Source organism: Arthrobacter sp. P1_H7 (genome assembly GCF_056405215.1).
Window position 1 is genome coordinate 101,448 of record NZ_JBFUCO010000009.1, and the last position, 16,354, is coordinate 117,801.

Below are 16,354 nucleotides of genomic sequence, written 5' to 3' on the forward strand. Positions count from 1 at the left end.
ATAGTCTTCAATCAGCTTTTCAACTCACTTCATTTCCGGTCTTCGTATCGTCCGGCCTTCCCAAAGGACTCGTGGGCATGCTCGTTACCCTCATGCGGCGCTATTCCAAGCCGTATCTGCCATACGTCGCGGCTGTGGTCATCTTCCAGCTGGCCTCGACCATCGCGGCTCTGTACCTGCCCAGCCTCAATGCCCAGATCATCGACGAGGGCGTCTCCCGCGGCGACACGGACTACATTTGGCGGACCGGCGGCGTCATGCTCGGCGTCGCCCTGATCCAGGTGGCCACCGCGATCGCCGGCGTCTACTTCGGCTCGAAGGCGGCGATGGCGTTCGGCCGGGACCTGCGCCGCGGCGTGTTCCGCAAGGTGAGCAGCTTCTCGGCGCGCGACGTCAACGTCTTCGGCGCCCCCACCCTGATCACCCGGGGCACCAACGATGTGCAGCAGGTCCAGATGCTCATGCTCATGGCGCTGAACTTCATGGTGGCCACGCCCATCATGTGCATCGGCGGGATCTTCATGGCCCTGCGCGAGGACCTCAACCTGTCCTGGCTCGTCTGGGTGTCCGTGCCCCTGCTCGTGGTCGTGGTGGGCTACCTTGTGGTCCGCCTGATGCCACTCTTCCGTTCCATGCAGGAGAAGATCGACCGGCTCAACGGTGTCCTCCGCGAGCAGATCATCGGCATCCGGGTGGTCCGGGCGTTCGTGCGCGAACCCCACGAGGCCGAGCGCTTCGGGGCGGCCAACAAGGACCTCACCGACGTCTCGCTGAAAATCGGTTCCCTGTTTGTGCTGATGTTCCCCGCCATCGGCATGATCCTGCACATCTCCACGGCCGCCGTGCTCTGGTTCGGTGGCCAGCGCGTCGACGCCGGCGAGATGCAGGTCGGTTCGCTGACGGCCTTCCTCCAGTACCTCCTGCAGATCCTCATGGCCGTCATGATGGGCACCTTCATGGCCATGATGATTCCCCGCGCCTCGGTCTGCGCCGACCGGATCGGTGAAGTGCTCGACGTCGAACCCTCCATCCATGAGGCGCTCACCCCGGTGACGCCGGCGGCCAAGGCCGGTCGAGTTGAATTCCGCAACGTGACCTTCGCTTACCCCGGTGCCGAGGCGCCCGTGCTCAGTAACATCAGCTTTACGGCCGAGCCCGGACAGACGGTGGCGATCATCGGCTCCACGGGAGCCGGCAAATCCAGCCTGCTGGCCCTGCTCCCGCGGCTCTACGACGCCGAGTCGGGCGAGGTCCTGCTCGACGGCGTCCCCGTCACCCAGCTGGACCGGGCCGAGATCACGCAGCGCGTGGCCATGGTGCCGCAACGGCCCTACCTGTTCTCCGGAACCATTGAGCACAACCTGCGCTTTGGCAAGCCCGAGGCCACGGACTCGGACCTGTGGGAGGCGCTGACGGTCGCCCAGGCCGCGGACTTCGTGCGCGAAAAGAAGGGCGGCCTCGCAGCGCGGATCGCCCAGGGCGGCACCAACGTCTCCGGCGGCCAGCGGCAGCGGCTGTGCATCGCCCGCGCCCTCGTCACCGAACCCAAGGTCTTCTTGTTCGACGACTCGTTCTCGGCCCTCGACGTCGCCACCGATGCCAGGCTCCGCCGGGCGCTCAAGGCCAAGACGGCCGATGCCACGGTGATCATTGTCGGCCAGCGCGTCTCCACCATCGCCGATGCGGACCAGATCCTCGTGCTCGACAACGGCAGGATCGTGGACCGCGGAACACATGAGGAACTGTTGGAAAGCTCCAGCACCTACCAGGAAATCGTCGAATCCCAGCTGAGCGCGGAGGCAGTGGCATGAGCACCAACGAGAAAGTCTCCACCACTTCGGCCACCGCAGCCGACCAGGCCGCAGCCGGGACGGACGCAACCGACCTGATCGAGGATGACTTCCTCGAGGAGGAGTACACGCCCGGCGAGGCCGACGGCGGCATGTTCGGCGCCGTGCCGGCCAAGAAGGCCCAGCACTTCTGGCCTTCGGCCAATCGGCTCATGGGGCTGCTGAAACCCGAGCGCGCCGGCATCATCGCCGTGCTCGCCATGGTGACGGTCGCCGTCGTCCTCAACGTCATTGCCCCGAGGATCCTGGGCCAGGCGATGGACGTGATCTTCGCCGGAGTGGTCGGCAAGCAGCTCCCGGCCGGGGCCACCAAGGAGCAGTTCATCGAGGGACTGCGCTCCCAGGGCCAGGACAACTTCGCCGACATGCTCTCGAAGATGGACGTCGTGCCGGGCGCGGGCATCGATTTCCAGGAGCTCGCGTTCCTCATCAGCGTGGTGCTGGTGATGTACTTCGTCGCCAACATCTTCCTGTGGCTCCAGGGCTATGTCCTCAACGTGCTGGTCATGCGCGTGGTCCGCACGCTGCGCGATGACACCGAGAAGAAACTCAACAAGTTGCCGCTGAACTACTTCGATACCCGCCAGCGCGGCGACATCCTCTCCCGCGTCACGAACGACGTCGACAACATCCAGCAGGCGCTCCAGCAGGCCTTCGCCCAGCTCGTGAACTCGGCCCTGACGGTCATCGGGATCGTGATCATGATGTTCATCGTGTCCTGGCAGCTGGCCCTGATCGCGCTCGTCGCCCTGCCGCTCTCCGGGGTGGCCGCCGGCATCATTGGCGCCCGCAGCCAGAAGCTCTTCGCCGCCCAGTGGAAGAACACCGGGGAGCTCAACGGCCAGATCGAGGAATCGTTCTCCGGCCACGACCTCGTCCGCGTGTTCGGCCGCGACGCCGACATGCTGGCCCGCTTCGACGAGCGCAACGAGGAACTCTACAAGGCCAGCTTCGGGGCCCAGTTCGTTTCCGGCATGATCATGCCGGTCATGCAGTTTGTCTCCTACCTCAGCTATGTGGGGATCGCCGTCGTCGGTGGGCTGCGGGTGGCCTCGGGCAGCATGAGCCTGGGCGACGCCACGGCGTTCATCCAGTACTCGCGCGAATTCACCCAGCCGCTGGGCCAGATGGCCGGCATGGCCAACATGCTGCAGTCCGGTGTCGCCTCCGCCGAGCGCGTCTTTGAATTCCTCGACGCCGACGAACAGGACGCCGAGACCGTCACCGAGCACCTCCCGGCCAAGACCGACGGACATGTCGAGTTCAAGCACGTCACCTTCAGCTACACGCCGGACAAGCCGCTGATCGAGGACCTGTCCTTCACGGCCGAGCCCGGTCACACGGTCGCGATCGTGGGACCGACCGGGGCGGGCAAGACCACCCTCGTTAACCTCGTGATGCGCTTCTACGAACTCAACGCCGGCAGCATCACCTTGGACGGCGTGGACATCACCCGGCTGAGCCATTCGGAGCTGCGTGCCAAGGTCGGCATGGTGCTGCAGGACGCCTGGCTGTTCGGCGGAACCATCTACGAGAACATCCGCTACGGCAAGCTGGACGCCACCGAAGAGCAGATCATGGCGGCGGCCAAGGCCACGTTCGTGGACCGCTTCGTCCGGGCGCTGCCAGACGGCTACAACACGGTGATCGACGAAGAGGGCAACAACGTCAGTGCCGGCGAAAAGCAGCTGATCACCATCGCCCGGGCCTTTGTGGCGAACCCGTCGCTGCTGATCCTGGACGAGGCCACGAGTTCCGTGGATACCCGCACCGAAGCCCTGGTCCAGAAGGCCATGGCGGCGCTGCGGACGGAACGCACCAGCTTCGTCATCGCCCACCGCCTCTCCACCATCCGGGACGCGGACACCATCCTTGTCATGGAGGACGGGCAGATCGTCGAGCAGGGTCGGCACGCCCAACTGCTGGCCCTGCAGGGCGCGTACTACCGGCTGTACATGTCCCAGTTCGCCGGCGAGGACGCGGACGCCGCCTTGGCGGATTCCGCGGAGAACGCGACGGCGGTGCACAGCTGAGCGCCGCGGACCCCGCCGGGCAGGGCACAGCCGCCGGGAACGGCCCCGCGGGGGACGGCCCCGCTAGGGAGAACACAGCCACGGAGCCGCGGCGCCTCGAGGTGCAGGTGCCGATGCGCTGGAGCGACATGGATGCCTACGGGCATATCAACAACGTGCAGATTGTCCGGATCCTCGAAGAAGCACGGATCGCGGCGTTCGGCCCGCCCCGGGGTCCCGGGCTGCCGGGAACCGAACCCCTGGTACCGCTCTTCAATGAAATTCCGGAAGGGACGCTGGCACTCGTGGTCGAGCACAAGATCAGGTACGTCAAGACCCTTGAATACCGGAACGTGCCCGCCGTGGTCCAGCTGTGGATCGGGGCGGTTAAGGGCGCCAGCTTCGACATCCACTACCTGGTGCAGGATCCCGTCACGCGGGAGGACTGCGTCCGGGCCACAAGCCATCTTGCCTTCTTGGACGAGGCAACCGGCCGGGTGCTGCGGCTGACGCCGGAGCAGAAGGACCGGATGGCCCCCTACACCCGCGCCCACCCGGTCCAATAGCCTCTACCACGGTGCCGGTGGGGCTCCTAGAATGAACAACTCCGACGCTTAAAGGAGGCGTGGTCGTTGTGAACATGCACCAGAACATCCACAAGCAGCATTCCCGCAAGAAGAAGTGGAACGAACTCTCGCCGATGGCACGGTTCGGAACCATCTCCGCTGGCATCGTCCAACTCTCGCTGCTGGTCGCGGCCCAGACGGACATCAGCCGACGCCCGGCTGCGCAGATCCGCGGCAGCAAGGCCATGTGGCGGCTTGCCACCCTGGTGAATTTCATCGGTCCGGCCACGTATTTCACCTTCGGCGTGAAGCGCCGGCCCGGCGCGAATTCGGGTCTGCTGCCCGCCCGACCATAATCTACTGGCCGGTAGTTTAGGGGCCGGCGTTAAATGGGCGCGTTCAGTTTAAGCCTGTAAATTGAACGTATGACCCCAACCAAGAAGCCTGCCCTGCACCGCGCCCTCGGTATCTCCAAGGAGATTGAAGACGCGGCGTGGTTTGTGCTGGGCCCGGGGTTGCTCGGCAAGGCGTCCCCCCTGGACGGCCGAACCAAAACTTGGTCCGTCCAGGCTGCCGCAGAGTTGCTGGAACGCCTCGAACGGGGCGTTCCAGATCCCAAGGCGCCGATGATGACCAACCTGCGCCAGAACCTGGAAGACGCCACCCGCGGGGCGAAGCAACTGGCCGTGGAGCTGCTCTTCCTCCAGTCCTTGCCGCTGGCCCACGAGGTCAAGTCGCTGAAGGTCAAGCGGGCGCGCGTCGCCGAGGCGGCGTCGTGGCTGGAGCCTGCGCTGGAGCTCCCCGACGAGCTTTACGCGGGCATGACGGACCACGGCGTGATCCGGGACCGCACCGCGGAATTCAACTGGACCATCTGGGACCACCTGAAATGGCTTTGCCGCTTCGTGCAGCACGTCGCACAGCGGCCGGCCCACGTCGTCCAGGCCGCGGTCAAGGATCCGCTGGCCTTCCACCGGCTGGTCGCCGGGACCCCGGATGACCAGCCGGCCATCCGCCGCAGCATTGAGTTCCTGGTCTGGCCCAGCTACTTCGAACCCGTGGTGGCCGATGTCGAGCGGCAGGAGATCCGCGACGCTTTCGCTTCCCTGGTGGGCGGGGCCAAGGGGGACAGCGACGAGGACATTTCGGCGGACATCCACCGGATCCGCCTGCACCTGGACCAGCAGGCCGGGCAGCGGATCGACTGGTATTCACGCCAGCTGGTGAGCCAGTGGCGGAAGGTCGGCGACCCCGGCCGCCGCGCCTGGCTCTTGCGCACCCACCACGACAACGCTGAGCTGCTGGGGGAGTGGCGGGACGAGGAAGCGGTGACGCTCGACGTCGAGCACCTCCGCCTGCTGGACCCCGGCGTTACCGCGGGGCTGGTCCAGAACGCGGTTGACGAAGACTACAAGCACCTCGGCTATGTGGAGCGTGAGGACACCAAGACTGCAGTCTTCGCCTTCCTGACCGTCATGAAGCCGGGCGACCTTGCGCTCTACCAGAGCTCGGGCAAGGTCCGGATCGGCGTGGTCCTCGGCGAACCTGAGCATGCCAAAGACAACCGCCAGCTCCGCCGCAAGGTCCGCTGGTTCGATGAGGAACATGACGCCACGGGGCTGCCCCGCCATGTGCAGCGCCAGCTGACCACTTCCGGCAACATCGTGGACATCACCCGCGTGATCCAGGCGCTTGAGGCGCTGCTGCCGGCTGAAGCGGAAGCCGAGGACGGCGACGGCGACGCGCCGGATGCCGCCGTTGAACCGGTCTGTGACGGGTTCCGGCCGCTGACTCAGGAGTTCGCCGCGTCCCTGCACATGGACCTGGAGCCGCTGCAGGAAATCGCCGAACTCCTCGAGGAGAACCGGCAGCTGGTGCTCTACGGTCCGCCGGGCACGGGCAAGACGTACCTCGCCAAACACCTCGCCGCCGAGCTCGCCGGCGACACCACGGACGAGCGGGTCAAGCTGGTCCAATTCCATCCGTCGTACGCCTATGAAGATTTCTTCGAGGGCTTCCGCCCGGACAAGACGGACGAGGGCCAGGTGTCCTTCAAGCTCGTGGCGGGCCCGCTGCGCCGGCTCGCCGAGGAAGCAGCCAAGCCCGGCAACGAGAGCAAACCGTACTTCCTGATCATCGACGAGATGAACCGGGCCAACCTCGCCAAGGTGTTCGGCGAGCTGTACTTCCTGCTCGAATACCGCGACGACCGCATCTACCTGCAATACAGCCCCAACGAGCCCTTCACCCTGCCGGACAACCTGTACATCATCGGCACCATGAACACCGCGGACCGTTCCATCGCGATGATGGACGCGGCCATCCGGCGGCGCTTCTCCTTCATCGAGCTGCACCCGAAGACGGAACCCGTGAAGGGCTCGCTGCTGCGATTCCTCGAGGCCCGCGACCTGGACACGACGCCCGCCCTGCTGCTTGACGCTTTGAACGACGCGATTGATGAATGGGACCGCGACCTCATGATCGGGCCCTCCTACTTCATGAAGAAGTCCGCGCAGACGCCCAAGGGCCTGCGCAGAATCTGGAAGTACGAGCTCATGCCGCTGCTGGAGGAGCACTACCACGGCCAGCTCAACCGCGCCCAGCTCGAGGAACGGTTCGGACTGGAACAACTCCTGGGCCGCCTGGCGCATGCCTAGGCTGGCCGGGGACGCCGTAGCGCTGGACCGCAATGCCTCGGACCGCGGTGTTGACCGCGATGCGCAGGACCGCAAGGCCTCGGACCGCGGGACGGCCGGCCGCGGTTCATCCGGACCCGGTTCATCCGGACGCGGCGGCGCCGCGGAGACCTGCCGGCACATTGTCCTCGACGAACTCTCCGTCGGCGTCGTGGAGCGGCTTGATCCGGACACTGCCGCCTACGTCAACGCCAGTGGCCTGGCGAAGGCCTCGCCGATGGGCATGGGACTGTACCGGATCGAACCGGTGGGGACCGTCGGGTCGGTGCGCACCCCCGCCGTGCAGCTGGAGGTGCGGCCGAAGGGTCGGCTCGGGCTGAGCCGTTTGCTGTTCCTGCTCGGCTACGCGGGGGATCAAGGGTTCCGGGACGATTCTGTCGCCGCGGTGGAGCACGCGGACCTTTGGAGCGCCCTGGCCGAATCCCTGGCGCAGCTCGCGGACCGGGCGCTGAGTCGCGGCGTGCTGCAGGGGTATCTCATAGTGGAAGAATCCCTCCGGACCGTCAAGGGCCGGATCCGGATGTCGGACCAGATTTCCCGCCGTCCGGGCATGCTGGTCCCGCTGGAAGTCTCCTATGACGAGTTCACCGAGGACATCGCGGAGAACCGGATTCTGCGCGCCGCGCTGGAACGGATGTCCCAGGTGCCGCGGGTGCGGCCGGAGGTCCTGAGCCGCCTGCGCCAGCTCAAGGGAAAGCTCGACGCCGTGACGCGCCTTCAGTCCGGCGCGCCGCTGCCGCAGTGGCGGCCCAGCCGGATGAACACCCGCTACCACGCCGCTCTCCGGCTCGCCGAACTGATCCTGCGGAACGCCTCGGCGGAGGCCGGCGACGGCAAGCAGCAGTCGGCGTCGTTCGTGGTGGACATGGCCAAGGTGTTCGAGGACTTCGTGGGAACGGCCCTGCGCGAAGCCATGGCCGCCTACCCCGGAGAAATGCGGTTGCGTTACAACGCACTGCTGAACGAGGCCGTCCGCGACTCGGACCGCATTGTGGTGCAGCCCGGTGCCGTCCACTTCCTCGGCGGCCGGCCCGTGATGGTTTACGACGCCAAGTACAAGGCCGCGGCCGACGTCGGCGCGTCCCTCTCCGGCGACCACTACCGGATGCTGGCCTACTGCACATCCTTGCGGGTGCCGACGGCGTGGATCGTTTACCCGGGAGCCGGGGAAATCAAGCTGCGCCGAATTCTCAATACCGACATCGACATTGTCGAGTTCCCGCTCGATCTGTCGCTGCCGCCGTCGGAAATCCTGGCCGCCGTGGCGGATCTTGCCCAGCAGTCCTGGGGCGAAGTGCTCCGGCAGGCCAGTATCGACAGGTCCGCCGGCTAGGCGGATTCCTCCTGGTCGGCCACTGTCCGCAAATGTTCCAGGAGCGCCTTTTCCGGCTGGCCCGGGTTGTTGGCGACGTGCCACTGGAGTTTCTCCCGCACGTCGGCTTCTTCCGGGTTGGTGCCAGCCAGAACCTCATCAATGATCGAGGCCGCCTGCCGGCGCAGCGGCTCCAGATCCGGGTTCGCTCCGCGGAACTGGCGGGGCCTGAGGCCGCGGAGTCTCGGGTGGCCGACGCGACGGAACGGCAGAACTGTGGGATCTGAAACTGCGGGGCTGGAATCTGTGGGATTGGAATCTGTTGGCGCAACAGCCGTTTCGGGCTGGTCGTTGGACATCAGCAAGTGCGGCATCGTGCGCTCTCCCGTGTTTGCAGTACGCGTTGGTACTGACCGAATAATGCCTATCGCCCCCGGAGTCGAATATTAGCGGAGGCCGTTCAGCTTGCACCGGAGGTGGGCCGCGCGACACGCGGGACGTTGCTGCTCGGCAAAGGTCCTCAGGAGGGCTCGTCCCGGGCCGGGCCTTGGCGGAAGGGGCCCTGCAGGAGACGGCCTTGAAGGAAAGCATCGAGGCGGACCTCCAACGCCGATCGATCCTTCAGCTCGCACTCCCACACGGTGAGGACTTCCCAGCCATCGCGTTCGAGCTGAAGCCGCTGGGCGGCGTCGCGGTTCCGGGTGCGCGTGCGCTTGGTTTCCCAGAACTCGGCGTTTGCCTGGGGTGCGTGCTGGCCCACCCGGCAGTCGTGGAAATGCCAGAAGCAGCCGTTGACGAAGATGACCTTGTGCCGGCCGGCGAAGACGAGATCAGGGTTGCCCGGAAGTTTGCCGCCGGCCGCGGTGCCGTGCAGGCGGTAGCGGTACCCCTTCGCGTGCAGCAGCCTGCGGACCAGCATTTCCGGCTTGGTGTTCTTGCCCCGGATCCGGGACATGTTCCAGCTGCGCCGCTCCGGAGTCAGCTTGTCCGCCATCATTTAAGTCTAGGCGGGTGCAAGGTCTAGGCGCCGGCCGGCACGTAGCCGGACCGGCGGGGCCGGGCCGGCGGGGTCTGGGGTCTGGGGCGGGGGCGGCGGGCCGGGCCTCGCCGTCGGGCGCTAGATTTCCCTCTCCGGGTGTTCGCCGAATTGGAAGTGGCGGCCGCTGAGCGACGTCGGCGTAATTTCCACGTAGAAGTCCTTCAACGTTGGAACCCACGGTTTCAGCCCGAGGGCCTCGGCCTCGGCGACATCGGCTGATTGGTCGAGGACGCGCGCAGTGCCGCGCAGGACTACTGACCATGCTTCCTCGGACAGGATGCCGTCCGTTTCGAAGAGCACCTTCGAATTGATGGTGAGCTCGGCCAGCTTGTTTCCCGGTGCGGTGCGAAGAAACAACTTCCGGCCGCCGACCGCGTAGTTCACCGGGAAGATGTCGGGTTCGCCGGCCACCGTGACCACGAGCCTGCCGTGTTTGGTGCCCTCAATCAATGCCCAGGCTTGATCGTCGTCCAGTTTGAGAATCGGATTGCCGTCTTCGTGTTCGAACATCATGGGTTCATTGTTCTGTCCTCCCGAGTGAAATGGCTAGGGGCTAAAGGACTGGCAAGGGACTGCCGGGGTGGTCTGCCGGGGGGTCTGCCGGTATGCGGGGCGGGCACATGATGCCTGTGGATAATTTTGACCGGCAAAATGTGATCTCGGTTACCCTTAAGCCACAAATTGGCTTCAATCGTCTTGATTTTCTATCGGGGGAGTAGCTGACCATGACAACGCGCACTTCGCTTTCCGGTCCCTGTCGAGCCTGTGCGGTCGCCTTGCTGTCGATCTCCCTGATGTCGGTCACAGCGTGCAGCGGGGGTTCAACCCCGCCTCCCGGATCCCCACCTGCTGCTTCGCAAAACCCCGCCGGGTCGCCCACCCCGAGCGTAACTCCCACACCTACCGCCAGCTACAAGCCCGCCGACGCGACCGGCAAAGCGCAGAACGTGCCAGTGCCGGAGTTGCCGGAAGCTGCGAAGGCGGAGACGAAGGAAGGTGCTGTTGCCTTTGCGAAACATTGGTACACCCTGCTGAATTACGCGTATCAGACGGGGGAATTCCGGCTGATGGATGAGGTGACAGATTCATCCTGCAGGTTATGCGCGAAGGTGCGCTCGGGAATTGTGGAGTGGAACTCGGAAGGACGATGGATCGCGGGAGGGCTAATCCAAGCGAAGGGGGCCTATACCAACTTCGTCAAGACATCCCAGGGTACATACCAAGTGACCACACAGCTGGAGCAATCGGCAGGAGCCCTCTATCGAGCTGACTCAAGGGTCGAGAAGTCCGTGCCTGCCTCCCAAGTGCTCGCAGATATCATGATTCTCCGCTTCTCTGACGGTCGTTGGATGGCGATGGATGTTGACCGGATCGGTCCATGAATCGCCTCGCGCGTTCAGGACGACGACGGTGGGGTTTCGGGATTATGTTCGCCGCTGTCATGTCTTTTTCGCTAGCCGTTAGCCCTTCGGCCAATGCCGGGGCATCCGACGTTTTCTGGAACGAGACGGGCGTGGGTGTGTGGAGGTATGATGCGACGTTCGGGGTTTGGGTGGACGCACCCGGGACTGTTCCGGAGAGCCCATTCCAATACAGGTTCGACTATCTGTGCCTGATAGATAACAACAACAACTTCGATCTTCCGTGTCTATCGGCGACGGCAGAGTGTAACGCTGGCGAAAACGGCCGCCCCGTTAGATGGTGGTGGAAGTTGGTTGTTGCGGGACCCAATGATTGGAGCCGCATCTCGCCTGACCGGTGTGTCTATCTCGAGAAACCCGTAGACGTGCTGGGCCAGATTGCCGCCCAGATTCAGACCAAATTTCGGCAACTACCAATCAATGCCGGCCGCAACGTCATACAGCCGAGCCCACACACTCTCAGGGGTGCCGAGACAAATTTCTACGCGGAAGCCGTCGAGCAAACTTTTGCCGTCAACATGCTGGGGCAAGACGTCTCCATCACCGCCAAGCCCGTACAGTACGCCTGGAGCTATGGCGACGGCACCTCGCTCGGCCCGCAAACGGTGGCCGGCGGACCGCTTCCGCAGGACCGCTGGGGCGAGAAGACCCTGACGAGTCACGTGTACACCCAGACCGGCGACTTCCCGGTGGTTCTGACCACCCACTTCCAGGGAACCTACTCCGTGAATGGCGGCCCGCCGCTGCCCATCCCCGGCCAAGGACAATTCAGCTCGCCGCCGCAGACGGTCAGTGTCTGGCGGACGATCACAAGGAACTACGCAGACACGTGCCTGCAGGATCCCCAAGGCCAAGGCTGCCCCGGCGTCGCCCCACCTCCTAGCCCGTAGCTAGGCTCGCAGCTCCCGGTCCACCCGTTCCATCCGGGCATTCACGAGCTGGCAACGCGGGTCGTCCGGCCCCATCAGCGCAGCCACGGCAGCCGCAGTCGCCGTATCGAAGGACCCCATGTCGCTCGTGCACCACTGCAGCATCAGCCGGGCATCACCGCTTGACCGTACGGACGCTCCCACGGCTGTGTTGAGCTCGTCGCGCATGAACCCGATCGCCAGATTGACCGAACGGGGGAGCAGTTTTGCCGGGTACGCCGCGAACGCCTCGGCAACCCGACCGTCCCGCAGATGACGCGCCACGACGGAAGCGTCCGTCACGACGTTGACGGTTGACGAGAACCGGTAGGGGTTCGCTTCCAGGACATCGCCCAGAATGGCGCGGATCCGGTGTATCTCGGTCCGGATCGCCGCGCCGGTGCCCGCATCGCCATGGATCTCATACGCCAATTCTTCGGCACTCCAGCCCTGGTCACGCGAGGCCAGCAGGGCCAGGATCTCGGCGCGGCGCACCGTCAGCGGACGGCTGATGCCGCCGTCGACCGCCGCGGATGGCGCGTCCCCCAAGAGCCGCAGCATGAGCTGTGACCGGGCGCCGCCGTCGCGCGCCGTCCGCTCGCCACCCCGTGCCCGCTGCCCCGAGCGCCCGGCGCCGCCGTCGGGAAACGGGGCCGATTTCAGAAGTTCCTCTGCGAGCCGCACTCCGCAACGCACCAGCCGCAGGCTGTCCGGCGTGACCGATTCGAACGGGCCGGAGACGTCCAGGACGCCGACGACGTCGCCGGTCAGAGGGTCCCGAATGGGGGATGCGGTGCAAGCCCAGTCATGGTGGGTCCGCACGAGGTGCTCGGCCGAGAAGAGTTGCGCCGGGCCGCCGGTCACCAAGGCCTCGCTGATGGCGTTGGTGCCCACCCCTGATTCGGACCAGTCGGCGCCCTCCACGAACTCCAGCGAGTCCGCGAGCCGCAAGGCCTGCTTGCTGCCGACGCGCCACAGCACTTCGCCCTCGTGGTCGGTCACGATCAGCAGATGGCGCCCGGTCACGGTCTCATCGGCCAGAAGCTGTGACAGCGCAGGCATCACCGCAGCCAGCCGATGGCCGGCGCTGAGGGATCGGGCCTCGGAGACTTCATGCCGGTGCAGCGGCCGGTGCTGGTCCGGATTGATGCCCAGCGCCAGGGAACGCTGCCAGGACTTGATAAGCGACGGCGAGAGGTGCGGATCCGGAGTGCCCGAAATGGTGGTCTCGTGCGCCGCCCGGAGGATTCGGGCATACTCCGCCGGCGCGGAAAACCTGAGGTCCGAGGGATGCGTGATGGGACCGTTGCCCTGCCGCATGCTCATTCTCTCAACTCGCCCTCGAATCGTCGCACCAGGCTGGGTCCCTGCCGCCGCCGGCCAACCTTCGCGCCCGCCGACAGCTTGAGAGCTCCGTGTAACCCGATTGTAACCCCCTGCGATTTTTACTTGTGATGCGGGTCACTGCATGGTCTACGCGCCACGCACCGGGAGCGGCCCACTGTCAGCAATGGAAAGAGGAATCATGCCTGAGACACCAAACGGCGTCGTCGGGGCGTGGTTGGCGCAGTTCGATGAGGCACTGCGCAGCCACAACACGGACGCCGCACTGGAACTTTTCGACGACGATTCGTACTGGCGCGACTTCGTCTCCTTCACCTGGAACCTCAAGACGCTGGAGGGCAAAGAGGACATCCGGCGCCTGCTCGAGGCGACCCTGAACGACGTGCAGCCCAGCAACTGGACCCTCGCCGAGGACGCCACCGGGGACGCCGCCAACGCCGAGGCCTGGGTGAACTTCGAGACCGCCCAGGCCCGGGGCTACGCCCATCTGCGCCTCCGGAATGGCAAATGCTGGACCCTTCTCACCACCATGCAGGAACTGAAGGGCTTTGAGGAAAGGAAGGGCTCCAACCGGGACAAGGGGGTCGCCCACGAGATCACCAAGGGCCGCAAATCCTGGCTGGAACTGAAGGAGGAGCAGGAGGCGCGGCTCGGCTACGAAGACCAGCCCTACACGGTCATCATCGGCGGCGGCCAGGGTGGGATCGGGTTGGGCGCGCGGCTGCGCAGGCTCGGAGTGCCCACCATCATCATCGAAAAGAACGAGCGCGCGGGTGACTCCTGGCGCAACCGCTACAAGTCCCTCCACCTGCACGATCCGGTCTGGTACGACCACCTGCCCTACATGAAGTTCCCCGACGACTGGCCGGTTTTCGCGGCCAAGGACAAGATCGGCGACTGGCTGGAAAACTACACACGGATCATGGAACTGAACTACTGGTCCAAGACCGAGTGCACCAGCGCCCGCTTCGACGAATCGTCCCAGGAGTGGGTGGTGGAGGTGATGCGCGACGGCGAACCTGTCACCCTGCGCCCGAGGCAGCTCGTCTTCGCCTTGGGTGTGTCGGGGTACCCGAGCGTCCCCACGTTCGACGGCGCCGAGTCCTTCCTGGGGGAGCAGTACCACTCGTCCAAGCACCCGGGCGGCGGCGACTGGACCGGCAAGAAGGCCGTGGTCATCGGCTCCAACAACTCGGCCCACGATATCTGCGCCGACCTCTGGGAACACGGGGCCGATGTCACCATGGTCCAGCGGTCCTCGACGCATATTGCCCGCAGTGAATCCCTCATGGACCTGGCCCTCGGCGGTCTGTACTCCGAAGAGGCCCTGGCCAACGGCGTCACCACGGAGAAGGCCGACCTGCTGTTCGCCTCGCTGCCGTACCGGATTCTGCCCGAAGCCCAGATCCCGGTCTATGCGGAGATGGCCCGCCGGGACGCGGACTTCTACTCCCAGCTCGAGGCTGCCGGCTTTGACCTGGACTTCGGCGTTGACGGGTCCGGCCTGTTCCTGAAATACCTGAGGCGCGGCTCCGGCTACTACATCGATGTCGGCGCTTCGCAGCTGATCATCGACGGCCGGGTCAAGCTGGCCAACGGCCAGGTCGGCAAGATCACCGGCAACTCCGTCGTGATGGCCAACGGAACGGAGCTGGATGCCGACGTCATTATTTACGCCACCGGCTATGGGTCGATGAACGGCTGGCTGGCTGATCTGGTCTCGCCCGAGGTGGCGGACGCCGTCGGCAAGTGCTGGGGGTTCGGATCGGAGACGCCCAAGGATCCGGGGCCGTGGGAGGGGGAACTGCGCAACATGTGGAAGCCCACCAACGTGGAGAACCTGTGGATCCATGGCGGCAACCTGCACCAGAGCCGGCACTATTCGAACTATCTTGCCCTGCAGCTCAAGGCAAGGATGGAAGGACTGCCGACGCCGGTCTTCGAGCTGCAGCCCACGCATCACGCACGCTAACCGCACGCGCTGACTCGCGCGGGTCGTGACAATCTCTGGCACGGCCACCAGACTGGGGCTACGGCCCCCTGTGAAAATCCAACTTTTATTCCGTGGATGCGCCTGACCGGGCGCATCCACGGTCCTGGACTGCGAAGGTGAAACACCATGAAAGCAGCACGATTCCACGCCCGCGAGGATCTCCGGATCGAAGACATTCAAGAGCCGGAGCTGCGGCCGGGAACGGTGAAGATCGCCGTGGCCTGGTGCGGTATCTGCGGCACCGACCTCCATGAATTCCTGGAAGGACCCATCTTCACCCCGCCGCCGGGCCACCCCMACGGGCTCACCCACGAGGCCGCCCCGGTCACCCTCGGCCACGAATTCTCCGGCACCGTCGAAGAACTGGGGGAAGGCGTCAGCGGTCTGGCCGTCGGAGACAACGTCGTGGTGGAGCCGTACTACGTCTGCAATGAATGCGGTCCCTGCCTCAGCGGCCACTACAACCTGTGCACCAAGTTGGGCTTCATCGGCCTGGCGGGCGGCGGTGGCGGCTTGAGCGAGAAGATCGTCGTCGACACCCGGTGGGTGCACCCCGTCGGCGACATCCCCCTGGACGAGGCCGCACTCATCGAACCCCTTGCGGTTGCCTATCACGCCGTCGGCCGGAGCGGCGTCAAAGCCGGGGACGTCGCCGTCGTCGGGGGTGCCGGGCCCATCGGCCTGCTCACCGCCGCGGTCCTCAAAGGCATCGGCGTCACCACGATCGTTACCGAGCTGTCGGCCGCCCGCAAAGACAAGGCGGCTTCCTCCGGGGTCGCGGATCACGTGCTCGACCCGAGTGCCGACGACGTCAAGGCGCGCGTGCTGGAACTGACCAGCGGTGCGGGGGCCAACGCGGCGTTTGAATGTGCCGGTGTGAATGCGGTGCTGGACACCATGCTCGACGTCGTGAGGCCCGCCGGCGTCGTCGTCAACGTCTCGATCTGGGGGCACCCGGCCACTGTCGACATGCAGAAAGTGGTGCTGAAGGAAATCGACCTGCGCGGCACCATCGCCTACTGCGGCGACCACGAAGCCGCCATCAGGCTCGTCCAGGAAGGAAAAGTCGACCTGAAACCCTTCATCACGGGGCGGATCGCCTTGGACGACTTGGTGGACAAGGGGTTCGACACACTGATCAACCACAACGACACCGCGGTGAAGATCATCGTCCACCCGTAGTGATCCGAGTCTCACCAGGGAATAGTTGCAG

Annotated in this window: 14 protein-coding genes; 10 read left to right on the top strand and 4 right to left on the bottom strand. The window is 65.3% G+C overall.

Annotation, left to right across the window (positions count from 1 at the left end):
- Nucleotides 1–77: 77 nt before the first annotated feature.
- The 6 genes from AC1DXI_RS10720 to AC1DXI_RS10745 all read left to right on the top strand — a co-directional run bounded on the left by AC1DXI_RS10720 (nt 78) and on the right by AC1DXI_RS10745 (nt 8,457).
- Nucleotides 78–1,811 carry an ABC transporter ATP-binding protein gene (locus AC1DXI_RS10720; protein ID WP_476938581.1) on the top strand — a complete coding sequence of 578 codons (1,734 nt, stop codon included), beginning with the start codon at nt 78–80 and terminating at the stop codon, nt 1,809–1,811.
- Nucleotides 1,808–3,883, top strand: coding sequence for an ABC transporter ATP-binding protein (locus AC1DXI_RS10725; RefSeq protein WP_476938582.1), 2,076 nt, complete (start codon nt 1,808–1,810; stop codon nt 3,881–3,883). The genes AC1DXI_RS10720 and AC1DXI_RS10725 overlap by 4 nt, the downstream gene beginning before the upstream one ends.
- Nucleotides 3,884–3,996: 113 nt before the next feature.
- Complete coding sequence (locus tag AC1DXI_RS10730; protein WP_476938583.1) at nt 3,997–4,428, top strand: acyl-CoA thioesterase; 432 nt, start codon at nt 3,997–3,999, stop codon at nt 4,426–4,428.
- 59 nt (nt 4,429–4,487) lie between these two features.
- Nucleotides 4,488–4,784, top strand: coding sequence for a hypothetical protein (locus AC1DXI_RS10735; protein WP_476938584.1), 297 nt, complete (start codon nt 4,488–4,490; stop codon nt 4,782–4,784).
- 69 nt (nt 4,785–4,853) lie between these two features.
- Nucleotides 4,854–7,085: an McrB family protein gene (locus AC1DXI_RS10740; protein WP_476938585.1), complete on the top strand. Its 2,232-nt coding sequence runs from the start codon at nt 4,854–4,856 to the stop codon at nt 7,083–7,085.
- Nucleotides 7,078–8,457, top strand: coding sequence for a 5-methylcytosine restriction system specificity protein McrC (locus tag AC1DXI_RS10745; RefSeq protein WP_476938586.1), 1,380 nt, complete (start codon nt 7,078–7,080; stop codon nt 8,455–8,457). The genes AC1DXI_RS10740 and AC1DXI_RS10745 overlap by 8 nt, the downstream gene beginning before the upstream one ends.
- On the opposite strand, the gene AC1DXI_RS10750 is transcribed toward AC1DXI_RS10745, so the two are convergent.
- From AC1DXI_RS10750 to AC1DXI_RS10760, 3 genes are all read right to left on the bottom strand, one after another.
- The gene (locus AC1DXI_RS10750) at nt 8,454–8,795 is read right to left on the bottom strand and encodes a hypothetical protein (protein WP_476938587.1); all 342 of its coding nucleotides are present in this window, start codon (nt 8,793–8,795) and stop codon (nt 8,454–8,456) included. The genes AC1DXI_RS10745 and AC1DXI_RS10750 overlap by 4 nt on opposite strands.
- A 161-nt stretch (nt 8,796–8,956) precedes the next feature.
- Nucleotides 8,957–9,430: a very short patch repair endonuclease gene (locus AC1DXI_RS10755; RefSeq protein WP_476938620.1), complete on the bottom strand. Its 474-nt coding sequence runs from the start codon at nt 9,428–9,430 to the stop codon at nt 8,957–8,959.
- Between the two features lie 123 nt (nt 9,431–9,553).
- Nucleotides 9,554–9,988 carry a pyridoxamine 5'-phosphate oxidase family protein gene (locus tag AC1DXI_RS10760; protein WP_476938588.1) on the bottom strand — a complete coding sequence of 145 codons (435 nt, stop codon included), beginning with the start codon at nt 9,986–9,988 and terminating at the stop codon, nt 9,554–9,556.
- Between the two features lie 212 nt (nt 9,989–10,200).
- On the opposite strand from AC1DXI_RS10760, the gene AC1DXI_RS10765 reads away from it, so the two are divergent.
- Together AC1DXI_RS10765 and AC1DXI_RS10770 are read left to right on the top strand one after the other, a co-directional pair.
- Nucleotides 10,201–10,857 carry a DUF6318 family protein gene (locus tag AC1DXI_RS10765; RefSeq protein WP_476938589.1) on the top strand — a complete coding sequence of 219 codons (657 nt, stop codon included), beginning with the start codon at nt 10,201–10,203 and terminating at the stop codon, nt 10,855–10,857.
- A gap of 44 nt (nt 10,858–10,901) precedes the next feature.
- On the top strand, nt 10,902–11,786 hold the full coding sequence (locus AC1DXI_RS10770; protein WP_476938590.1) for a hypothetical protein: 885 nt from the start codon (nt 10,902–10,904) through the stop codon (nt 11,784–11,786).
- Here AC1DXI_RS10770 and AC1DXI_RS10775 read toward each other — a convergent pair whose 3' ends face one another.
- Nucleotides 11,787–13,124, bottom strand: a complete 1,338-nt coding sequence (locus AC1DXI_RS10775; RefSeq protein WP_476938621.1) for a GAF domain-containing protein — start codon at nt 13,122–13,124, stop codon at nt 11,787–11,789.
- A 205-nt stretch (nt 13,125–13,329) separates the two neighbouring features.
- Between AC1DXI_RS10775 and AC1DXI_RS10780 the strand changes: the two genes are divergently transcribed.
- Both AC1DXI_RS10780 and AC1DXI_RS10785 read left to right on the top strand, forming a co-directional pair.
- On the top strand, nt 13,330–15,120 hold the full coding sequence (locus AC1DXI_RS10780; RefSeq protein WP_476938591.1) for an NAD(P)-binding domain-containing protein: 1,791 nt from the start codon (nt 13,330–13,332) through the stop codon (nt 15,118–15,120).
- A gap of 147 nt (nt 15,121–15,267) precedes the next feature.
- Nucleotides 15,268–16,323, top strand: a complete 1,056-nt coding sequence (locus tag AC1DXI_RS10785) for a 2,3-butanediol dehydrogenase (RefSeq protein WP_476938592.1) — start codon at nt 15,268–15,270, stop codon at nt 16,321–16,323.
- Nucleotides 16,324–16,354: the final 31 nt, after the last annotated feature.

Excerpts from the sequence above, each read along its gene's own strand:
- AC1DXI_RS10720 (WP_476938581.1), top strand. The coding sequence starts at position 78 with ATGCTCGTTACCCTCATGCGGCGCTATTCCAAGCCGTATCTGCCATAC.
- AC1DXI_RS10725 (WP_476938582.1), top strand. The coding sequence starts at position 1,808 with ATGAGCACCAACGAGAAAGTCTCCACCACTTCGGCCACCGCAGCCGAC.
- AC1DXI_RS10730 (WP_476938583.1), top strand. The coding sequence starts at position 3,997 with ATGCGCTGGAGCGACATGGATGCCTACGGGCATATCAACAACGTGCAG.
- AC1DXI_RS10740 (WP_476938585.1), top strand. The coding sequence starts at position 4,854 with ATGACCCCAACCAAGAAGCCTGCCCTGCACCGCGCCCTCGGTATCTCC.
- AC1DXI_RS10745 (WP_476938586.1), top strand. The coding sequence starts at position 7,078 with ATGCCTAGGCTGGCCGGGGACGCCGTAGCGCTGGACCGCAATGCCTCG.
- AC1DXI_RS10750 (WP_476938587.1), bottom strand. The coding sequence starts at position 8,795 with ATGTCCAACGACCAGCCCGAAACGGCTGTTGCGCCAACAGATTCCAAT.
- AC1DXI_RS10755 (WP_476938620.1), bottom strand. The coding sequence starts at position 9,430 with ATGGCGGACAAGCTGACTCCGGAGCGGCGCAGCTGGAACATGTCCCGG.
- AC1DXI_RS10760 (WP_476938588.1), bottom strand. The coding sequence starts at position 9,988 with ATGATGTTCGAACACGAAGACGGCAATCCGATTCTCAAACTGGACGAC.
- AC1DXI_RS10765 (WP_476938589.1), top strand. The coding sequence starts at position 10,201 with ATGACAACGCGCACTTCGCTTTCCGGTCCCTGTCGAGCCTGTGCGGTC.
- AC1DXI_RS10770 (WP_476938590.1), top strand. The coding sequence starts at position 10,902 with ATGTTCGCCGCTGTCATGTCTTTTTCGCTAGCCGTTAGCCCTTCGGCC.
- AC1DXI_RS10775 (WP_476938621.1), bottom strand. The coding sequence starts at position 13,124 with ATGCGGCAGGGCAACGGTCCCATCACGCATCCCTCGGACCTCAGGTTT.
- AC1DXI_RS10780 (WP_476938591.1), top strand. The coding sequence starts at position 13,330 with ATGCCTGAGACACCAAACGGCGTCGTCGGGGCGTGGTTGGCGCAGTTC.